This is a genomic window from Qingrenia yutianensis, assembly GCF_014385105.1.
Taxonomy (GTDB): Bacteria; Bacillota; Clostridia; order UMGS1810; family UMGS1810; genus Qingrenia; species Qingrenia yutianensis.
This window is the reverse complement of sequence record NZ_JACRTE010000003.1, coordinates 160,464-178,788: the sequence shown is the minus strand read 5'-3', so window position 1 is coordinate 178,788 and position 18,325 is coordinate 160,464. Positions and strand designations below refer to the sequence as shown.

Here is an 18,325-nt window from a genome sequence, read left to right as displayed (position 1 = left end):
TCACTCCTATAAAATTTAATTTATATATGCAAAAACTAATTGAAGACTATGATTGCACTCACCCATCGGTAGTTTGACACAACCGCGATTTTTGAATATTCCGCGCCCCAAACCTTATATGTTTTAATATCGTCAAACGAGCATTTTTCAAGCTTTTTGCTCTTTTTGTCATACTTAAACACATTGCTTGTGCGCGACATAACCTCCGCGGTGTAAATATCGTCGTTGCCGTTATCGAGCGCGTATTTCGTTTTTATATACGCATACTGCGCGTTGTAATCGACAACACCGCCGTAATACAGACAGTACATTGCGTCAAAACCGTCTGTGGACGAGGTGGAAAAACTGTCCTCCAAAACGCACCCGTTGTTTGTTATTGCAAACGATTTTATGGTCGGCGTCGTTCCTGCCGAGTTATACGCAAGTATATTCGGTGTTTGGTCAAACTCCATATTATCGGTTGAGAAAAGCTTTTCGGTATAGCGCAGTTTTTCGCCGCTGAAAAGGTAATATCTTATAATATCACCCTCGTCAACGTCCGAAATATAGCTTTCGTTTTCCATAAAATATGCCGTTGTAATGCCGTTTGAAAGGTCGGTGATGTAAATATTCACGCCGTCATCGCCGTTTTTAACCGCTTTTGTGATATTTTCAACATAGCCGTTCAAAAGCGACTGTGTTCTGGCAAACGGTCTTTGCAAAACAGGGCGCTGATTTGACGGGTCTTTGCCCGTAAGCACCGAATTTTCAATTTTGCCGGTATATTCGGGATAGTATTTATACACCACAACCTGTGCGGAGTAATCGCTGTCGTCGCGCGAATACCCTTCTGTTAAATAGTAGCAGTCCTTTTCAAAATAACTGCGCGAATAGAGCATATAATCCTCATCTTCGGGGTCGCCGCACGCAGGGATTGCAAAAATCACCGTGTCGCCCGACATAAGTATGCCGTTTTTAAACGTTCCCGAACCGCCTCCGAAATACGGTATTCCGTATTGATAATCGTTTTTGTTATAAGCAAGTCCGCCCATTTTGTAGACGGTGTTTTCAGCCTCTCTGCCGTTTTCGCCGACTTTTTTATAAAGCGAATAATCAGCCTCGCGCTCTGCGGTTTGTTCAAGGCAGGTGTCGATTACGCGGATTTCGCCGTCGTAATTGAGCGACACAAACGCGATTTGCTTTATAATTTCGCCGTTTTTGTATAACTTCGACTTTTCAAAATCGGCGCGTTTTATGCTTTTGCCGTCAACCGTGACACGCTCCGCAACGGGGCACTCCAAAAATCTGCCCGTCTGCTTGAAAAGCTTTACTTTCGGGTTGTTTCGGCTTTTTTCGTCAGGTGTTGCCGACGCGATATATGCCCAGAAATCTGAATTGTCGGTATTGGATTTTATATAAATAACCCTGCCGTTGTTATCGAGCCAAAGCTCCCTTTTGCCGAGATTTTTCAAATCGAGCGGTTTCGATTTTATAACGTTTTGATATTCCTTGCTGATTTCATAAGTTACGTTTTTATATTCGTGCGCGTCGTAGTCGTACTGCTGAACCGAAATTTCGTCCTCGCCGACCTCTTTTACTTCAAGGTCGGACACTGTGTTTTTGAAAATTTCAATCCGTGCGCACTTGCCGTCAAGGCTCGCCGCGCTTGACACGACAACAGGCGCTTTCACGCTTTCAATGTTTATCTGCGCGCCGTTTTCAAACGTTTTTATGTAAGAATTGTTATCCTTTTCAAGCAAAACGGAATTATACGCGTCATCTTCGGGAATAAGCCTTATCTGCCGTTCGTCGGAATAGATACTGTCCGCCATAAACGTTTGATACGATGTGATTTTAACAATGCCGTAAACGTTTGAATTTGCTTTAATAAGCTTGATATTTCCGCGGTTAACGTCAAAAAGGCTTTCGTCGTATTCGCCTGCGCCGAGCGCCTTGCCGTTGTAGATAATATCTGCCGACGGCGAGATGTTTGCGGTTTTTTCTCTGCCCGATTTTGTATACGTCAGAGTAAAATCGTCATAACCGTCTATATCCTCGTCCGCAATTTCCAAAACGTCGTATTGATCGTCGTTTTCAACATACAGAATTTCGTTCTGCGCACTTCTGTTTTCGCGGTAGTAATATTTAACATATTCGCCGACGTAATCCTCGGCAAGGCTTTCGCCCGCGCGGAATTTGTAATTTTCTATAATCACAAAGCCCTCCTCTGCGGTGCTTTTTCCGCGGAGCGACGTATAGCCGTTTGCGTAAACAAAACCCGTATCTTCATAAATATCGAGATATTCCGAAAGAAGCGTTACGTCCCTGTCGGTATCGACTTTCACGTTTCCGTCCGCGATTGAGGTAACCTGCAAAATCGGGATTTCAAGCGCGTTGAACGCGATATTTACAAAGTTTTCAAAGTCGATATATTCCTTTGTAACGTCCGCGTCTTTTGTAAGCTTTAAGTCCGCTGAAATGCCGTATGCGTCCTTTTTCGTCCAGTCATAGTATGCGTCGTAGCCGAGAATGTGGATATAAAGCCTCAAAAGCGTTTCGGTTTTGATGTTCTCGTCGGGAAAAATTTTGTTTTCGTTGTTTCCCGAAAGAAGCGCGGTGTCAAATGCTGCCGCAAGCGAGTCTATGTATTTGTGCCCCGGCAAAACATCGGTATAACCGCATTTGCCGTTTTTTACGGGAACGCTTTTTCTGATACTGCGCACCGCCGTGTCAATCGCCTGTGCGCGTGTTACATTCTCGCCTTTTTCCTTTGTTTCTCTTATGATTTTAAGCGTGGTGAGAATTTTTGTTCTTCTCTCAAACTCCGCGCTGTCATTTTCCGCAGACGCAAGCGATACGGGTATAACCTCAAAAATCATTACAAACGAAATAATAATTGCAATTAACTTTTTCATTATTTTTGAGACGCCCCCTCACCTTTTAAAATATTGTAAATCACAACCGCTGACTCGGCGCGCGTGATGCTTGATTTCGGATTGAAATTACCGTTTTCGTCACCCGAAAAGATTTTTGCGGATTTTAATTTTTTAACACTTTCTTTCGCGTAATCGGCTATTTCGTCCGCGTCGGCAAAATCGGTGTTTTCGGTATTTTCCGAATTTACAAAGCCTGCGAGCATAACCGCCGAATCCTGGCGCGAAATGGGATTGTTACTTCCGAAAAGTCCGTTTCCCATACCGTTTACAATGCCTTTTTCCGAAAGCGCCGAAACGCTTTTGTAAAACCATTCGTTTTCCGAAACGTCGGCAAAATCCGACTTCGCATTATCGGTATCAAGCTTCATTGCCTTTGCGAGCATATGCGAAAATTCCGCACGCGTAACGGTCGCCGACGGGTCAAATTCCGCTTCCGACCTGCCGTTTATTATACCTTGCTCTTTGAGTGACAAAATTGCATCTTTCGCCCAGTCAAAGCCGTCCAAATCGGCAAACGTTTCTTTTGTAACGCCCGGCTCGGTTTGCGCGGTGTCGGTGTCGGGGAGTGTTTCCACAGGCGGTATAACAGCAATTCCGCCCGATACCTTTCCGCCTCCTCCGCCTCCTTTTGAACCCGACTGCGGCGGTTTTTTGATGATTTCTTCGTCGTCGGACTGCGAATTTATTTTCGTCACCGCGTTTTCGATAACCTTTTTAAATCCGTCAACCGAGCTTGCGGTGTTTATTGTGTTTGAAATTTCTTTAAGCAAAGCGTCGCTGTTTTTTGCCGACTTATATTTTGCCAAAAGCTCATCATCAAACGAAAAAACGTTGTCGGTGTTTATGATTTTGTCAAACGTTGTGTAATAAACCGTCTGCGCGTCCCAAAGGCTTTTTACCGTGATGTCCGCAACGTTTCCGAAAAGGTCGTCAGTTTTGTTATTTTCAAGATTTGTTATAACGTAGTCGAGAAGATTGTTTTCGGTTATGTACGCAAAAACCTTTTTATCCGCGTCACTGCCCGAATCGTTGTAATAGCTTGTGAGAAGACCTATTCTGCTTTCCTTTGAAAACTCGGGAAGATAAATAAGACTGTCCCTTGTTTCCTGTGCAATTTTATTAAAACTTTGGTGGAAAGCGTCTATATTTTCATATACGCCGTTTTTTTCGTATTCGTCAATCAGCGCACGGCACACCAGAATTTTCGCCTCGCCGTCAAGACTGTCGTAAATCGACGTGTCGTAATCGAGAAATTTTTTGTCGCTCAAAAGAAATGCTCCGAGTTTTTCCGAGTCCTTTTCGGCAAGGACGTTGTTAAGGTCGATTACCGATTTGTTGTCGTAGCTGAAAATTTCGCGGTACGCAACGCCGTAACGCGTGGTAATCTGCAAAACATAGTCGCCGTTTTTGTCAGCAAGCGGAAACACAACTTCAAAATTTCCGTTTTCGTCGGTCGTGCCCGATTTAAAATAGCTTAAGTTTTCATACGAAATATTGTATTCGTCACCGTCCGTACAGGGCGCCGTCATCATAACAAAGCTTATCGGCATACCGACCGACGCGCCGTAATCTTTGTCAAGTCCGATATTTGCGCTTGTAAGGCATCCGCTGACCGAAATTTTTCGGAACATACTCTCCGCGTCAAGCGTTATTTCGGCATTGGGAACCGCCTCGCAAAAGCACGTCAGCGCCGAGAAAACCGTTAAAACAAAAACGAGTGCGGATACCGTAAATTTTTTCATTTTCATCATTTACCTCCGTGTAAATTATCCCTTAACCGCGCCGTTTGCAAGACCGGCAACAAAATATTTGTTGCCGAACGCATATGCAAAAAGCACGGGAATAACCGCTATTGTCGTTCCGGCGAGCATAAGGTTCCAGGACGACGCCGCCTCGCCCGACGTACGCAGTGACGTTATGCCCACGATAAGGGGCTGCTGTTCGGGAAGTCCTGCGGTGAAAATCGCCGGAAGCAGGTATTCGTTCCAGGTGTTCTGGAATGTCAAAATTCCGACGGTCGCGAGTATCGGCTTTAAAAGCGGTGCGATTATGCGGAAAAACGTCCCCGTAAACGAGCACCCGTCAAGCTTTGCCGATTCGTCCAGTTCTTTCGGGAGCGTGTTTACATATCCGCGCACCAGATACATATTTACAATCGGTATGCCGAAACATTTTAACACGATAAGTCCGAAAAGCGACTTGTTAAGGTGCAGTGCGGTTAAGATGTCAAACTTCGGGTAAAGTGTAACCGAACCGAATGACAAAAACATAAGCGACGAAAAAATTGTGAAAATCGTCTTTTTAAACTTAAACTCACCGCGCGAGAAAACATATCCCGACACCGACGAAGTAATCAGCACCACAATAACGCTGAAAATTGTGTAGTAAAGGCTGTTCCACGTCATACGCATAATGTTTATCGAGTCGGAGCGGAACACTGTTTTGTAGTTGTCCCACGTGGGATTGAGCGAAAATATTCTTTCGGGATACGCTAAAATTTCCGCGTTGGTTTTAAACGACGACGCCGCTGTGTAAACAAGCGGAAAAAGCGTTATAAGCGTCACAATTACAAGCACGAAGAGTGTAATAATTGTATCGGCAAGATTTCTTTTGTTATCCAATCAGTACACCCCCATCAATATATGTTTGTCATTTTTTTGCTTGCTTTTAAGTAGAATGCCGCAACCGACGCCGTTATGGCGGTGTTTACAAGCGAAAGCGCACAGCCGTAGCCGATGTTTGCCGTCGTTTCGGCAAAGCCCGGCGCAAACTTGCCGATAAGATACGCGCCTGCGGTGTAGGTTGCACCGCCCGGAGCGCCGTTTGTCAAAAGTATTACGTATTCGCCCGTCTGGAGCGTTCCGTTTATCGAAAGAAGAAGTATCGTCTGTGCAACGGGCGCGATAAGCGGAATTGTAATTTTGAAAAACGTTGTAAATTTTCCGGCGCCGTCTATTTTCGCCGCCTCGTAGCAGTCCTCGGGCACGTTTTGCAGTGCGCCGAGAAAATACAGAATGTTTGTACCGAAGGTATTCCATATCGACGAAATAACCAGCACCCACATTGCGGTGGATTTTGTTTCAAACCAGTTAAAAAATCCTTAATAATTCCAAGCTTTATAAGGTACATATTAACAATGCCGAACACGCTGAAAAGGTTTGAAAACATCAGCGCGATAAGCGCCGCGCTGATGACGGTAGGCATAAAATACACCGTTCTGAAAAATCCCGAGCCTTTTATTTTTTTATTGAGCAAAACCGCAAGAACAAGCGCGAGCGGAAGCTCTATCGGAAGTTTCATAACCGCAAATTGCAGTGTTGTGAGCCACGTGCCCCAGTACACCTTGTCTTTGAACGCGTTTACAAAGTTTTCAATGCCCACAAAAACGGTGTTTGACGGTATGCCGTCGTGATAGAAAAACGAAAGGCGCATCGCCCACAAAATCGGATAAAGCGTAAACACGAAAAATCCGATAAGAGGAAGTCCTAAAAGCAGGTAGCACTGCGCGCTGTCCGAAAGACGTCCGCTTTTGATTTTCACTCCGCTTCGCATATTCATTGTTGTTTTCATTAAATACACCTCTTAAATTTGTTTAAATACGCTTATTTTATCTTCTTGCGTCCCAGTTTTCAACAAGGAAAGATTTTCCGTCGTATTCGGGGTGAGCGTCCGCGTATTTTTTCACGCCGTCGTTAACAATTTTTGAATAGTCGGTCAAAAGCTTGTCAAGGTCGGTTGTTTTGCCTGCCCAAACGTCCTCGGCAAAGCGTGTCGAAAGATTTCTCTCGGTGCCGATGTCGTATTTTATGGTAACGGGCGGAAGTATGCTGATGTTTACAAGCTCGGCAAACTGTTTGAATTTCGGGTTGAGTTTGGACGAATCCGCCTCTTTTATAACCTCGCTGTCATAGGGAATGTCAATGCCTTTTTCATAGAATTTTTTCTGTTTTTCTTTTCCGTTCAAAAGCTCAAAAATTTCAAAAGCCTGTTCTTTTGTGATTTTATCGGTAATTTTGCTGTTCATATAAGTTGAAAGTCCGCAGCCCATAACCTGTTTGTAGACTTGCGCGTTTTCGTCAGCAACGGGGAGAGGAGCAACCGCCCAGTCGATTTTTGTGGAGAACTGCGTGTCAAAAACGCCGACATCCCACGAATCGGCATAAATCATACCGATAAGTCCCTCCGCAAAAAGCGCTCTTGCGGTGTCGTTTTCCATTGTTTCGCATCCCGGGTAATAACTGCCGTCTTTTTTGATGTCGAGCACAAGCTGCATTGTGTCTTTAAGGTTTGTATAGTCAAATGTTCCGGTAACGGGGTTATAGCCGTTGTATCCGCAGTTTACCATTGACGGGCTCTGAATTGTCGAGCCGAACCAACCGCCGTATTTCATAGCGTATGCAATGCCGTACTGTCTTTTGGACGTATCGGTGAGTTTTTTCGCGTATTCTCTGATGTCTGCAAGAGTTTTGGGTGCTTTTGCCTCTCCGTTTTCGTCAACAATGCCCGCCGCCTTGAACAAATCTTTGTTATAGGCAACACCGCTTGTTGTTGCAACGGTGGGGATTGCATAAAGCACGCCATGATACTTGCATCTTAATTCCGCAAGCTGGCCGTCATATTTTTCTATGTATTTTTCCATTCCGGGAAGTGTGGAAATATCCAAAAGATTTCCTGCCTCCGCCTGTTTCTGGAAGCTGCACGCCGTGAAGATGTCGGGCGCCTGACCCGATGAGAAAGCAAGGTCAAGCATTTTTTCCATCTCGTTTTCTTTCATAACAAGCTCAATTTCAACGCCGATTTCTTTTCCTCTGCCCTTGTTAAAATCGTCGATAATTTCAACAAGCGCCGACTTTGCGTGCGAATTGTGCGACCACATAACAACTTTTTTTGTGTCTGCGGTATTTTTACTTCCGCATCCCGCGAGTGCGCCGAGCGCAAGGCAAAGCACAAGCGCCAAAGAAACAATTTTTTTCATTTTGAAAACCCCCTGAATTAAATTTATATATTTTTTTAATTCTAACACAAATAAAATAAAAAACAAACGGCAAAATTTACCGCAGTAAAAACAGATGTTTTTGCTCTGTTTTAAAGCAGGATTTTCCGCAGTATAAAAATTTTATTTTACATCTTGATTTTACAGTCTTTTTTGTGTATAATCAAGTAACAAAGCAAACTAAAATTTGTGTAAAATAAATATTTGGGAGGAATTGTTTTGAAATTGGAAGATATTTCGCCTTTCGTAAGATACATACGCTATCTTGACGTGGACAAAACAACGAAATTCGAGCTTTTTGTAGCCTACGACGCACGTATGTTTTACACTCTTGACGGCACGGGATGTATCGTCGTAAACGGCACCGAATATATTATGAACACGTCGAGCGTGCTTATCATAGCGCCCGGAATACCGTATCAGATTTCGTCGCTCGAGGACGGCGCGGCAAAATATATTGCGGTAAATTTTGACTATACTCAAGATTTTTCGCACCTTAATCTTCCCGTCCATCTTTCGCGCATTTTAAGCTTTAAACACAGTGAAATTCTGCGCAAAAGCGACTTTGAGGACGTGGAGGAATTTAACGGAATTTTGTATATTCCGAACATTAAAAAAATTGAAAAGCACCTTGTCAAAGCCGAGTACGAATATTCGCACAAGGTTATTTGCTGCCGCACACAGGTTAACGCGTATTTTTCGCACTGTCTTGCAAACTGCGTGCGCTCGCTCACTTTCAACGACTTTTTCTCGCAGAATGCAAACTACAAAACCGAAAAGGTGCTCACATACATTCACGAGCATTACAACGAAAATCTCACAAACAAAAAGCTGGGCGAAATTTTTTCGTTCCATCCAAACTACCTTAACCATATGATTAAAACGCACACAGGTTCGTCGCTTCATCAGTACATTCTGCACATTCAGATTATGAATGCGGCGCGTCTTTTGGAGGAAGGTCAGACAAGCGTTGCCGAGGCGGCGGAAAAAACGGGATTTTGTGACATCAGCACATTTTCAAAACATTTTAAAAGAATTATGGGCGAAACGCCGATACGGTATAAAAACAAGCTTGTATAGCAAAAAATACTCTCAGCATAAACTGTTGAGAGCATTTTTTATTTTCATATTTTCTCAATTTCAAACACGCACGCATCGTGAGGTTCAACATTTTCAATATCGCCGTAAATCACCTTTGAAACGGCAAAATCCTTTGAAATTTCAATCTTGTTTTTGAGGCTTTCGTCACCGTAATTTATCGCTGTGCAGATGTATTTTTCACCGTGCTTATGGCGCGTAACCGACATTTTTATGTCGTTTGAACGCACAATTTGCTCGGTATTTTCAAAAAGTTTTTTATACACAAGATGCCTGTTCTGTTCAAAGCCGAAACTGTCGTCGGCAAGCATTGTTTCAAGCGGAAAATTGACGTAAAAAACTCTGCCCTTGCCGTATTTGTTTTCGCAGATTGCCGGATTTCCGAGGTTATCGTACGACAAAACTTTTGCACCGCAGGGCTTTACAATATACCTTTTTCTGCGCTTAAATTCTATCTTTTCGCCGTAGAGTTCGGTAAATCCGTCCTCGTCAACTTCAAGCGAATTTACAACCTCAATGCCTGAAATTTCGGCAAATTTCGCAACAAATCCGTTGTCGTTGGATATATAAAGCGCGGCGCCGTTACGCACGCGCTCCAAAAGTTCGAGATAGCGCTCCATACACATAACGCGCGTACTGCAAATTGACGGAAGCATATAAATTTCCGAGTCGGGAAGCTTTTGGTCGCTCCACGCAAACGAAAGAGTTAAATCGTTCTGTTTTGCAAGAATATATGCCGAATATGCCGCTCCCCAAGCGTCCTGATTTCGTGTCGAAATAAGCACTGCGTCCTTTTCGGGCGGATTGATTTCACCGCCGAATTTTTTCAAAAACTGCGAAAATTTCTTTATCGCCAAAAGCGTTTTGCGCGGTTTGCGCTCTTTATCGGCAAGACCCAGCTCGTCCTCCATCATATCCCAGGTATACGGCGCTCTGTCGATGTCGGCAAAGTCGGAATTACACCAGAACATCAAGCCTTTCGACCCGTTCGCCCACACCGAAAAAAGGTTATTGAACAAAAATTTTGACGCGGTTTCGTCGTTACACGTCATAGGTCCAAGCGTGCCGATTTCCTCAACAAAGCACGGCTTTTTGCCGATGTCGGAATAGTACGCGGTTTCGCACGACGGGTGCAGGAGCGTACGCTGTGAGGTGAGCGTGTTTTTAAAGCAATGCGGAACAAAATGCGGATAAGGGTGAGTGGTGAGAATATCGGTGTGCTCCGCCTGGTCGAAAATCGTCCACGCGTTTTCAGTGCCGAGCGAATGCATACCCGAAACGACGGGACGCGTGCTGTCGTATGCCTTTATGGTGTTTGCAACAATCGCCGTCCACGACGAGGCGGTGCTGCGGTATTCGGTGTATGTTAGGCAGTTGCACTCGTTGCCCAAATCCCACGCAAAAATTGATTTTTGATGCTTTGTTGCGCCGATAAAGCCTTTTATAAAGCGCATTTCAAACAAAAGCGCAGTCGGGTCAGTGTAAAGATTAAGTCCCTCCAAAATCGGCGGAACAAACAGCCGTCCGCTCATCCAGCCGGTCAAAAGTCCCACAATCAGTTTGATGTTATATTTTTCCGCAATACTGCAAAATTCGTTAAACCGTGCAAGCATTGTTTCGTCAAGATAATTTTCGTTTGTCGGAAAACTCTCATCGGTCATAAGATACTCATATTCGTTTCCTGCCCACTGGCGCATAACTTTGACAGGCTGAAAATCGCGCCAGTTCGGGAAAACGCGCATATAAGAAACGCCGTTTTCGGACAGCACCTTCAAATCCTTGTCCACCGCGTCCGCGTCCCACCGCTCCCACATAAGCGCGCCCGCGTTTGACGCCCAATAGTTACAGCCGAGCATAAATTCCATAAAAATCTTCTCCTTTTTTGACTTATGTAAATTTCGTTTCCGAAATAAAGTTTTTGTGCTTTCACCTTGATTTTACTTTATTTCGCGGATATAATCAATAAAAAAAATAAACATTTATTTGTGTAAAATAAATGTTTAAAAAGTCTGCATACAAAACCACGGACATCTTCGCGATGTCCGTGTTATATTTTACAATTCCTCTTTTATGCAAAGCGGTTCGAGTGACGGCAAAGACGGGAACGTCATAATTTTTACGGTGTCGAAATCTTTGTCCGTTTCGGCTGTGAGGTCGGATACATCACACACTTTTATGTCGGCAAGCGCACCGTTTTTGTAAAATCCTACCGTGACCTTCGACTGCGCGTCTATATTTTTCGCGTTAACCGAAACGGTCGCTTTCTCCTCGTTTTCCGTCACCGACGACACCGTGCACGGCGTGTTGCAGTGAAGCCGTACATTCTTTAGTCCGCCGTCCTCGGAAAGGTCCTCTACGCAAACTTTGCCGTCTTCACGTCCCGTCACAACATTATCGGCAGAAACGGCAAAATATATATCTTTTGTTTTTTCCGCTTCATCATAAAACGTATCGCCCCAAATTATGATACTGTCCGAAAAAATATTAACGCGTGTCAAATTCGGACACCCCGAAAACACGTAAGCCTTAATAACACCGCTGTTTCGGAATGTGACGGTTTTCAAACTTTCGCAATCTTCAAAGGCACTGCTGTTAATCAAAGTGACACTCTGCGGAATATCAATTTCCGTCAGCGACGTGCATCGCTGAAAAGCAGAAAAATCAACGGTTTTTACAGAACCCGGCAATTTTATATTTTTGAGGCTTTCACAGCCGTAAAAGGTACTGCGCGGAATTTCCGTAAGATTTTTCGGAATATCGGCATATTTAAGCGCACCGCATTCATAGAATACACCGCTCCCAAGCGTAACAATGCCGTCGTGCAGAACCGCCTTTTCAAGATTTGAACAGTCTGAAAAGGCATAACTTCCGATTTCGGTAACATTTTTCGGTATTTCTATACCTTTGAGATTTGTGCAGTCAGAAAATGTATTATCAGCAAGTTTGCTTATATTCTGCGGAAGTGTTACGTCCGTCAGATTTTTGGCATACGAAAACGCACTTTCGTAAATGTTCTGTACGCTTTCGGGAATAATGTATGTACTTCTTTCGTTTCCCGACGGATAGCGCACAAGCTCGGTTTTATCCTTATTAAACAGCACACCGTTCTCTGCGGTGTATGCGGAATTTTCATTTGTATAAAAGTTTTTTAAATACAGTTTTCCGTTAAGAGCGCCGTCGGTAATTTTCGTCACCGTATCGGGAATTGTATAGTTGCCCTCATTTTCTCCGATATTTTCCTTATCGAACCAGCCGTTCGGAAAATATATAAGATTTGTTATGTCTTTGTTAAAAAGCACTCCGCCGACACTTGCAAGATTTTCATTTTCAGGCGAAACGGCAATTTCTTCAAGATTTGGGCAGTTAGAAAACGCAGACGGCGTGATTGACTTTAAACCCTTGCCTATTTCAACAGTTTCAAGCCCCGTGCAGTTACTGAATATAAGTGTGCCGACACTCGTAACACTGTCGGGAATTTTAACCGAGGAAAACCATTTCAAATCACATAACAATTCGTGCGTAAGATATGTTATTCCTTCCTCTATAACAACATTATATATATCGTTTCTGTAACTATACCAAGCCATATCAATAAATTCGTCCATTGCACCGCTTCCGCTGAACGTAAGCGTATTTCCAACTATCTTCCACGTAACGCTGTCACCGCATTTTCCCTCGGCAATGACGTCTTCCGCAAAAACGTTCGGCGCAAGGCACATCACCATTGACAATGCCAACACAATACACAAAAATTTCTTCATCATTTTACACTCCCCCTATAAAATATCAGTCCAAAAAGTCGTACTCGTCGCCCATACGGTCTTTAAACATCTCGAACGCGTCGTCCAGCTCCTCATCATTTTCGATATACACCAAAACGTCGTCCTCGCCCTCTTTTTCGATACGCATAATAAACACCTCGGTGTCGTAATCGTCGTCATCGGCAGGGAGCAGTGCAACGTATTCGCTTCCGTCCATTTTAAACGCGTCTATCACTTCAAAATTCACTTTGTTTCCGTTTTCGTCCTCAAAAGGTATAATATTTCTCTCTTTATTTTCGTTAAAATTAAATTCGCTCATCATTTTTCTCCTTTTAAAATATTATTTCTCTCGCTGTCGAGATAATTCTGCAAAATCACCGCCGCAGATACGGTGTCGATAACCTTTTTGCGTCCGCTTCCGCGCGTGTTTGTCGCCGAAAGAAATCTGTCCGCCATAACGGTTGTAAGCCGTTCGTCATACAAAACAACCTCGCTGTTTTTATATCTTTCCTCCAGCGTTTTTTTAAATTCAAGCGTTATTTCGCCCCGAAATCCCACCGAACCGTCCATATTTTTGGGAAATCCCAAAACGATTTTTTCCGGCTTGTATTCGCTGTAAATTTCGTCAAGACTCAAAAGCATTTTGTCAAAAACCTTGTTCGGCAGTGTTTTTATGCCCTGCGCCGTAAAAAGCAGAGGGTCGGACACCGCAACTCCCACTCTTGCGTCGCCGTAATCAATCCCCAGTATTCTCACTGTGCGCCTCCTCGGTATTTTCCGCGTTTTCCTCCGCGTCAAATGTGATAATCGTTTCCTTATTAAGAAGTTTCATTGCAATGTCCGCGTTGTATTTCGCCTTTTTGCAAAGAACGTCTATTCGTTTTTTAAATTCTTCCTTTATCGTGTCTTTGTTTTTTAAACAGTCGCTTATTATGCCTATAAAATTCTCGCCCGAAATTTTTTCCGCGCCGATAAAATGCGTCTGACCGACGTAATCGAGAAAGCTTTTAACTTTCGGGTCATAGACAATGCCGACGATAGGCACGCACACGCTCGCCGCATAGATGAGCGAATGGAGGCGCATACCGATTAAAAGCGAACACCGCGAAATTATACCGGCAAAAATTTTCTCGTCGTAACGCGTGCCGATGATGTAATACGGCGTTTCGAGATTTTCGCAGATTTTCTTTGAAAATTCCAAATCATTCGGCAGTTGCATAGGCAGAAAAACGGGGTAAACGTTATTCATACGGCAGATAATGTCGAGATTTTTCGCAAAAGTTTTTTCAAAATTGTGCTCGTTTTTGTTCCATTCGCGCACCGACACGCCGATTAAATTTATATCGCCCTTTATTCCGTGCGACCTTAAAACATTTTCGGTAAGTTCCGCGTCGGACGGCACAAGATTAAGCGCCGGGTCGGCAGTGAGAATAATGTTATCGTTCGTCACGCCGATTTCTTTAAGAAGTTTGAGCGAACCCTCCTCGCGCAGGGTGATAATATCCGCCTTATCGAAAATTTTCTTTGTAAGACGGCGGTTTTTCGCCCTGTTTATCGGTCCTACGCCGTTTGCATATACCATAAGCGACATATGTTTTTTGAGTGCGGTTTTCATAATTGTGAGATAGTATAAAATTGATTTTGTGCTGGTGACGTCCTGAATAAGCGAACCTCCCCCGCTCAAAAGCACTTTTGTGCGGTTCATCACTTTCATCACCTTAAACGGAGAAAATCGGTTTATCGCGTCGACGTTATACCGTTTCACAGTTTCGTCGGGACGGCGCGACAAAACCACAATTCTCACATCTTTGTCAAGGCTTTTGAGGTTGTCGAGCATAGCCTGCAAAAGCGCGTCGTCGCCCGAATTGTTAAAGCCGAAATATCCCGAAATCATAAAATCGTAGCTGTTCGCTTTTTCGCGCAGAACCTTTTTATACGCGGTTATGGTGTTCTCCGCCATTGCGGTTACCGAATAGTTTTTCAAAACAGTTTCGCGCCCGAACTGCGTGAGCGCCGACCTTTTTTCGTTCGGCATATTGTAAACGGTCATAATATCTTCAAAAAATGTGTTGTCCGACGCGAAGTCCTCACCGCGGCAGGTGAAATTGTTCTTAAGGCAAACATCGAGATTGTCGGGCGAAAAAATTCCGCCGTAACCGAACTGACCCGTAAGAATTACGGGAACGCGCGCGCTCATAGCCTCGAGCGCGGCACGGCTTATGCCTACAAAAACGTCGGCTATTGACAAAAACTTATGAACGTCGGTGCGCGAATTTGTCATAACAAAAATTTCCTTTTTCAGCTCACTGTTTTTCTCGTCGCAAAGCGCGCTTATCTTTTCAAATTCGCTGCCGCCTCCCACCATAATAATTTTAAGTTCGTCAATCTGCTCGCTCAATTTGCCGGCAATGCTCAAAAGCGAGTATGCCGCGTTGGTGTTGCCTGCATCAAGACGGCTGACGCACACTATTTTGAACGCGTGCTCGGGCAGATTAAACTCGGCAAGCGTGTCGTAGTGTATAAAATCGCCAGAAAAAACGTCGGTATCAATGCCGTTTATTGTGATAAGCGTGTTGTCGGGCGAAAAGTTGTAGTTTTCAATGACGTATTTCTGCACGTCCTCGCTCACGCACACCGCCTCGTCGCCCCAGTTTGTGAGCATTTTGTAGTGCCAAGCTGTGGAATACACCCCGTGAACGGTGGAAACAAGCGGAATACCGAGTTTCTTTTTCACAAGAGAGCTTACAAAAGCAGGTATCCTCGCGTGCGCGTGGATTAAGTCGATTTTTTCGCGCAGTACCACATTTTTAATCACACTGTATGATTTATACATACTTATCGGGTCTTTTTTTGTAAGAGGCGCGTAATAATGACGCACTCCGGCGTCGGCAAGTTCTTTTTCGTAAACTCCTCCGCTCGACACCGCATAAACAATATATCCTTTTTTGCACAAATATTTTGCAAGTTCCACGGCGTGCGTTTCGGCACCGCCGATTTCAAGCCCCATAAGCGCAAGCAATACTCTTATTCTTTTCATTTTAATGTACCTCACTATCAAAAATACATAATATTACATTGTATATATTACCACATATTCAAAAAAATTTCAATTACAATTTTATTAAATAACGCAAAATATATTTACATAAATTTATATGTGATGTATAATGAAATCAACTTTAATATAAAGGAGTTTTGGCAAATTGAAAAAACTGACATCGCTTATTCTCGCACTTATGCTTGTTTTTACGTCGGCATACGCGGCGGCGCCGATATACAGTCTGTATGACGAAACGGAATATATCGACGGACTTAAAATTTCACATATCCGCTCGCTGACCAAAAACGGCTGGCTGAACATCAACATTGCAAGCGCCGACCTGTCGAAAGACTACATCGACGCGGAACTTTTGAAGGACGAAAACGACATACGAAAGCTTACAAACGTTAAAACGCTTGCCGAGAAAGCCGATACATACGTTGCGGTAAACGGCGACTTTTTCTCGTGGTCGAGCACCGAAAAGGGCAAAGGAAGCCCCGTCGGCGTTGAGATAAAAGACGGTGAAAAGCTCACGTCCTACGCAAAGGCAAGCACGTCCAACGCGGTTTTTGTGAAAACCGACGACAAACATATGCTTTTCGACTACATTGACACATATATGACCGTGACCGCGCCCAACGGCGAGGGAACGCAGATTAAGCACATCAACAAATACGACGATTTGGACGGAATTGTTATGTATAATTCCAAATGGGGCGAAACCTCACCCGGCTCGCACGCATATCAGGTTGAAATGGTGGTTGAGGACGACACCGTGACCGCAATAAACTACGACGCAGGTCCGTGCAAAATCCCCGAAAACGGCTATGTTCTGTCGTTTTTGAAAGACCGAACGACATTTCTGCTTGACAACTTCCAAATCGGCGACAAAATTGTGTTTGACATCTCGCTTCAGCCGAATTACGAAAACATAAACCTTGCAATGGGCGGAGGAACACTGCTTGTAAAAGACGGAAAAACCGCGAAAAACACTCACAACATTGCAGGGTTAAATCCGCGCACCGCGCTCGGACTTGACAAGGACGGCAAAACCCTTTACCTCATCACCGTGGACGGACGTCAGGCGGACAGTATCGGAGTGTCACTCGCGGAATTATCGGAAATCCTCATAAACAACGGAATATACAACGCGATAAACCTCGACGGAGGCGGTTCGACGACAATGGTTGCAAAAAACACCGAAACGGGCGCAAACGAGGTTATAAACCTCCCGAGCGAGGGCAGTCTGCGCAGTGTCATAAACGGTATCGGCATAAAAATGACCGCAACAAAAGGCAATGCGTCAAAAATGGTGTTAAAGCCTGCAAGCAGTACCGTTTTTAAAGGCACGTCCACTCTTGTGGAAAGCCTTTTGTACGACGAAAACGGAATGTATATCGGCGCCGTTGCACCCGACGTTGTGGAATGGAGCTGTGAAAACGGCAAAATCGAGGACGGATTTTACTATCCCGAAACCGAGGGTGTCGGCAAGGTTTTTGCAACATACGAAAACGGAATTGATGAAAACGTTATAGAAGCGTCCTGCGAATTTACGGTTCTCGGTGACATTTCCGCAATTTATCCCAGCACAAAAACCGTAAAACTCGGAGCCGGCGAAAAGCAGTACATCAGCCTTGAGGGCTGTGACAAGGACGGCAAAAGCGCGCCGATAAACCTAAAAGACACCGACATAAACTTCACCGACGACGTGTTCACGCGCGAGGGCAACAACCTCGTCGGCGCGAAAGAGGGCAGTGCGATTATGACAATCGCGTGCAAAAACGTCAACACGCACATTGCGCTCTACTGCGGAAATATCGCGGAGGATATTCCCCTCCCCGACGACGTTTCGTCGCTTGACGGATTAAAGCAAATCACGCCCGGCGCAAATTCGTTTTATTTCACCGCGTTCGGAAGTCCCGTTTCAAAAAATACGCTTTTGGAACGCGCGATTGTCCGCAAATTCAACGAAAAAACGGCGCAGAATACCGAAGTTTCAATCTTTTCGGGCAACAAAACCGACTCGGTGAACACCAAAATCAAGAGCGTCAAAACCGACGTATGCGAGGTTTACGAATACAAAAACTGCCTGTTTGTCACGGCGAACAACTACGGCGGAACAATTTCGGGAAATTCTCTTTCGCAGTGGCAGAAAATCATATCCGCGCTTGACGGCACAACCAGCAAAAACGTATTTTTGATTTTGCGCGAAAAGCCTGTTTTCAAAAGCAAAAACGAGCAGGATTTGTTTGACGATTTAACCGAAAAATATCTATCCGACAAGTCGGGCAGACGCGGATTTGTGCTTTACGACGGCGAGGTTAACTCGGTTTACGCAAAAGGCGGAGTTAAATATTTTGAATTAAAAGGAATACGCGGCAGCAACATATCAAACTATGCCGACAGCGAATATTTCAGCTTTGCGGTTGAAAACGGCAATGTTACCTACGGTATTAAAAAAGTTTTTGAATAAATAAATTTTACAAATATACATTCAATTATTGTGCAAAATAACTAT

13 protein-coding genes are annotated in these 18,325 nt (G+C 44.2%); 2 read left to right on the top strand and 11 right to left on the bottom strand.

Features of this window, described 5'->3' with window-relative positions:
* Positions 1 to 35 precede the first annotated feature (35 nt).
* Genes H8706_RS04005 through H8706_RS03980 form a run of 6 tightly spaced genes read right to left on the bottom strand, consistent with a single transcriptional unit; the run spans position 36 to position 7,890 of the window.
* Positions 36 to 2,894: a hypothetical protein gene (locus H8706_RS04005; RefSeq protein WP_262431591.1), complete on the bottom strand. Its 2,859-nt coding sequence runs from the start codon at positions 2,892 to 2,894 to the stop codon at positions 36 to 38.
* Positions 2,894 to 4,657 (bottom strand): S-layer homology domain-containing protein, encoded by a 1,764-nt coding sequence (locus H8706_RS04000; RefSeq protein ID WP_262431590.1) that lies wholly within the window; start codon positions 4,655 to 4,657, stop codon positions 2,894 to 2,896. Before H8706_RS04000 ends, H8706_RS04005 begins: the two co-directional genes overlap by 1 nt.
* A 24-nt stretch (positions 4,658 to 4,681) precedes the next feature.
* Positions 4,682 to 5,536 (bottom strand): carbohydrate ABC transporter permease, encoded by an 855-nt coding sequence (locus H8706_RS03995; protein ID WP_262431589.1) that lies wholly within the window; start codon positions 5,534 to 5,536, stop codon positions 4,682 to 4,684.
* A 14-nt stretch (positions 5,537 to 5,550) separates the two neighbouring features.
* Positions 5,551 to 5,979, bottom strand: a complete 429-nt coding sequence (locus H8706_RS03990) for a carbohydrate ABC transporter permease (RefSeq protein ID WP_262431588.1) — start codon at positions 5,977 to 5,979, stop codon at positions 5,551 to 5,553.
* Positions 5,868 to 6,485 (bottom strand): carbohydrate ABC transporter permease, encoded by a 618-nt coding sequence (locus H8706_RS03985; RefSeq protein ID WP_262431587.1) that lies wholly within the window; start codon positions 6,483 to 6,485, stop codon positions 5,868 to 5,870. Before H8706_RS03985 ends, H8706_RS03990 begins: the two co-directional genes overlap by 112 nt.
* A 37-nt stretch (positions 6,486 to 6,522) precedes the next feature.
* Positions 6,523 to 7,890 (bottom strand): ABC transporter substrate-binding protein, encoded by a 1,368-nt coding sequence (locus H8706_RS03980; RefSeq protein WP_262431586.1) that lies wholly within the window; start codon positions 7,888 to 7,890, stop codon positions 6,523 to 6,525.
* A gap of 237 nt (positions 7,891 to 8,127) precedes the next feature.
* On the opposite strand from H8706_RS03980, the gene H8706_RS03975 reads away from it, so the two are divergent.
* Entirely contained in the window at positions 8,128 to 8,988 is an 861-nt protein-coding gene (locus H8706_RS03975) for an AraC family transcriptional regulator (protein WP_262431585.1), read from the top strand.
* A gap of 44 nt (positions 8,989 to 9,032) precedes the next feature.
* Here H8706_RS03975 and H8706_RS03970 read toward each other — a convergent pair whose 3' ends face one another.
* From H8706_RS03970 to csaB, 5 genes are all read right to left on the bottom strand, one after another.
* Complete coding sequence (locus H8706_RS03970; RefSeq protein ID WP_262431584.1) at positions 9,033 to 10,871, bottom strand: glycoside hydrolase 5 family protein; 1,839 nt, start codon at positions 10,869 to 10,871, stop codon at positions 9,033 to 9,035.
* Positions 10,872 to 11,060: 189 nt separating this feature from the next.
* Positions 11,061 to 12,770, bottom strand: a complete 1,710-nt coding sequence (locus H8706_RS03965) for a leucine-rich repeat domain-containing protein (protein WP_262431583.1) — start codon at positions 12,768 to 12,770, stop codon at positions 11,061 to 11,063.
* A 22-nt stretch (positions 12,771 to 12,792) separates the two neighbouring features.
* A complete protein-coding gene (locus H8706_RS03960; protein ID WP_262431582.1) occupies positions 12,793 to 13,086 on the bottom strand; it encodes a DUF1292 domain-containing protein in 294 nt (97 codons plus the stop codon).
* Positions 13,086 to 13,523: a Holliday junction resolvase RuvX gene (ruvX, locus tag H8706_RS03955; RefSeq protein ID WP_178347167.1), complete on the bottom strand. Its 438-nt coding sequence runs from the start codon at positions 13,521 to 13,523 to the stop codon at positions 13,086 to 13,088. The genes H8706_RS03960 and ruvX overlap by 1 nt, the downstream gene beginning before the upstream one ends.
* Positions 13,504 to 15,804, bottom strand: coding sequence for a polysaccharide pyruvyl transferase CsaB (gene csaB / locus H8706_RS03950; RefSeq protein ID WP_262431581.1), 2,301 nt, complete (start codon positions 15,802 to 15,804; stop codon positions 13,504 to 13,506). Before csaB ends, ruvX begins: the two co-directional genes overlap by 20 nt.
* Positions 15,805 to 15,970: 166 nt before the next feature.
* Here csaB and H8706_RS03945 point away from each other — a divergent pair, with 166 nt between their 5' ends.
* Positions 15,971 to 18,280 (top strand): phosphodiester glycosidase family protein, encoded by a 2,310-nt coding sequence (locus H8706_RS03945; protein ID WP_262431580.1) that lies wholly within the window; start codon positions 15,971 to 15,973, stop codon positions 18,278 to 18,280.
* The last annotated feature ends 45 nt before the right edge of the window (positions 18,281 to 18,325 follow it).

Coding starts and splice junctions, on each gene's coding strand:
- H8706_RS03965 (WP_262431583.1), bottom strand. CDS start 12,770: ATGATGAAGAAATTTTTGTGTATTGTGTTGGCATTGTCAATGGTGATG.
- H8706_RS04005 (WP_262431591.1), bottom strand. CDS start 2,894: ATGAAAAAGTTAATTGCAATTATTATTTCGTTTGTAATGATTTTTGAG.
- H8706_RS04000 (WP_262431590.1), bottom strand. CDS start 4,657: ATGAAAAAATTTACGGTATCCGCACTCGTTTTTGTTTTAACGGTTTTC.
- H8706_RS03985 (WP_262431587.1), bottom strand. CDS start 6,485: ATGAAAACAACAATGAATATGCGAAGCGGAGTGAAAATCAAAAGCGGA.
- H8706_RS03990 (WP_262431588.1), bottom strand. CDS start 5,979: ATGTGGGTGCTGGTTATTTCGTCGATATGGAATACCTTCGGTACAAAC.
- H8706_RS03960 (WP_262431582.1), bottom strand. CDS start 13,086: ATGAGCGAATTTAATTTTAACGAAAATAAAGAGAGAAATATTATACCT.
- H8706_RS03970 (WP_262431584.1), bottom strand. CDS start 10,871: ATGGAATTTATGCTCGGCTGTAACTATTGGGCGTCAAACGCGGGCGCG.
- H8706_RS03980 (WP_262431586.1), bottom strand. CDS start 7,890: ATGAAAAAAATTGTTTCTTTGGCGCTTGTGCTTTGCCTTGCGCTCGGC.
- csaB (WP_262431581.1), bottom strand. CDS start 15,804: ATGAAAAGAATAAGAGTATTGCTTGCGCTTATGGGGCTTGAAATCGGC.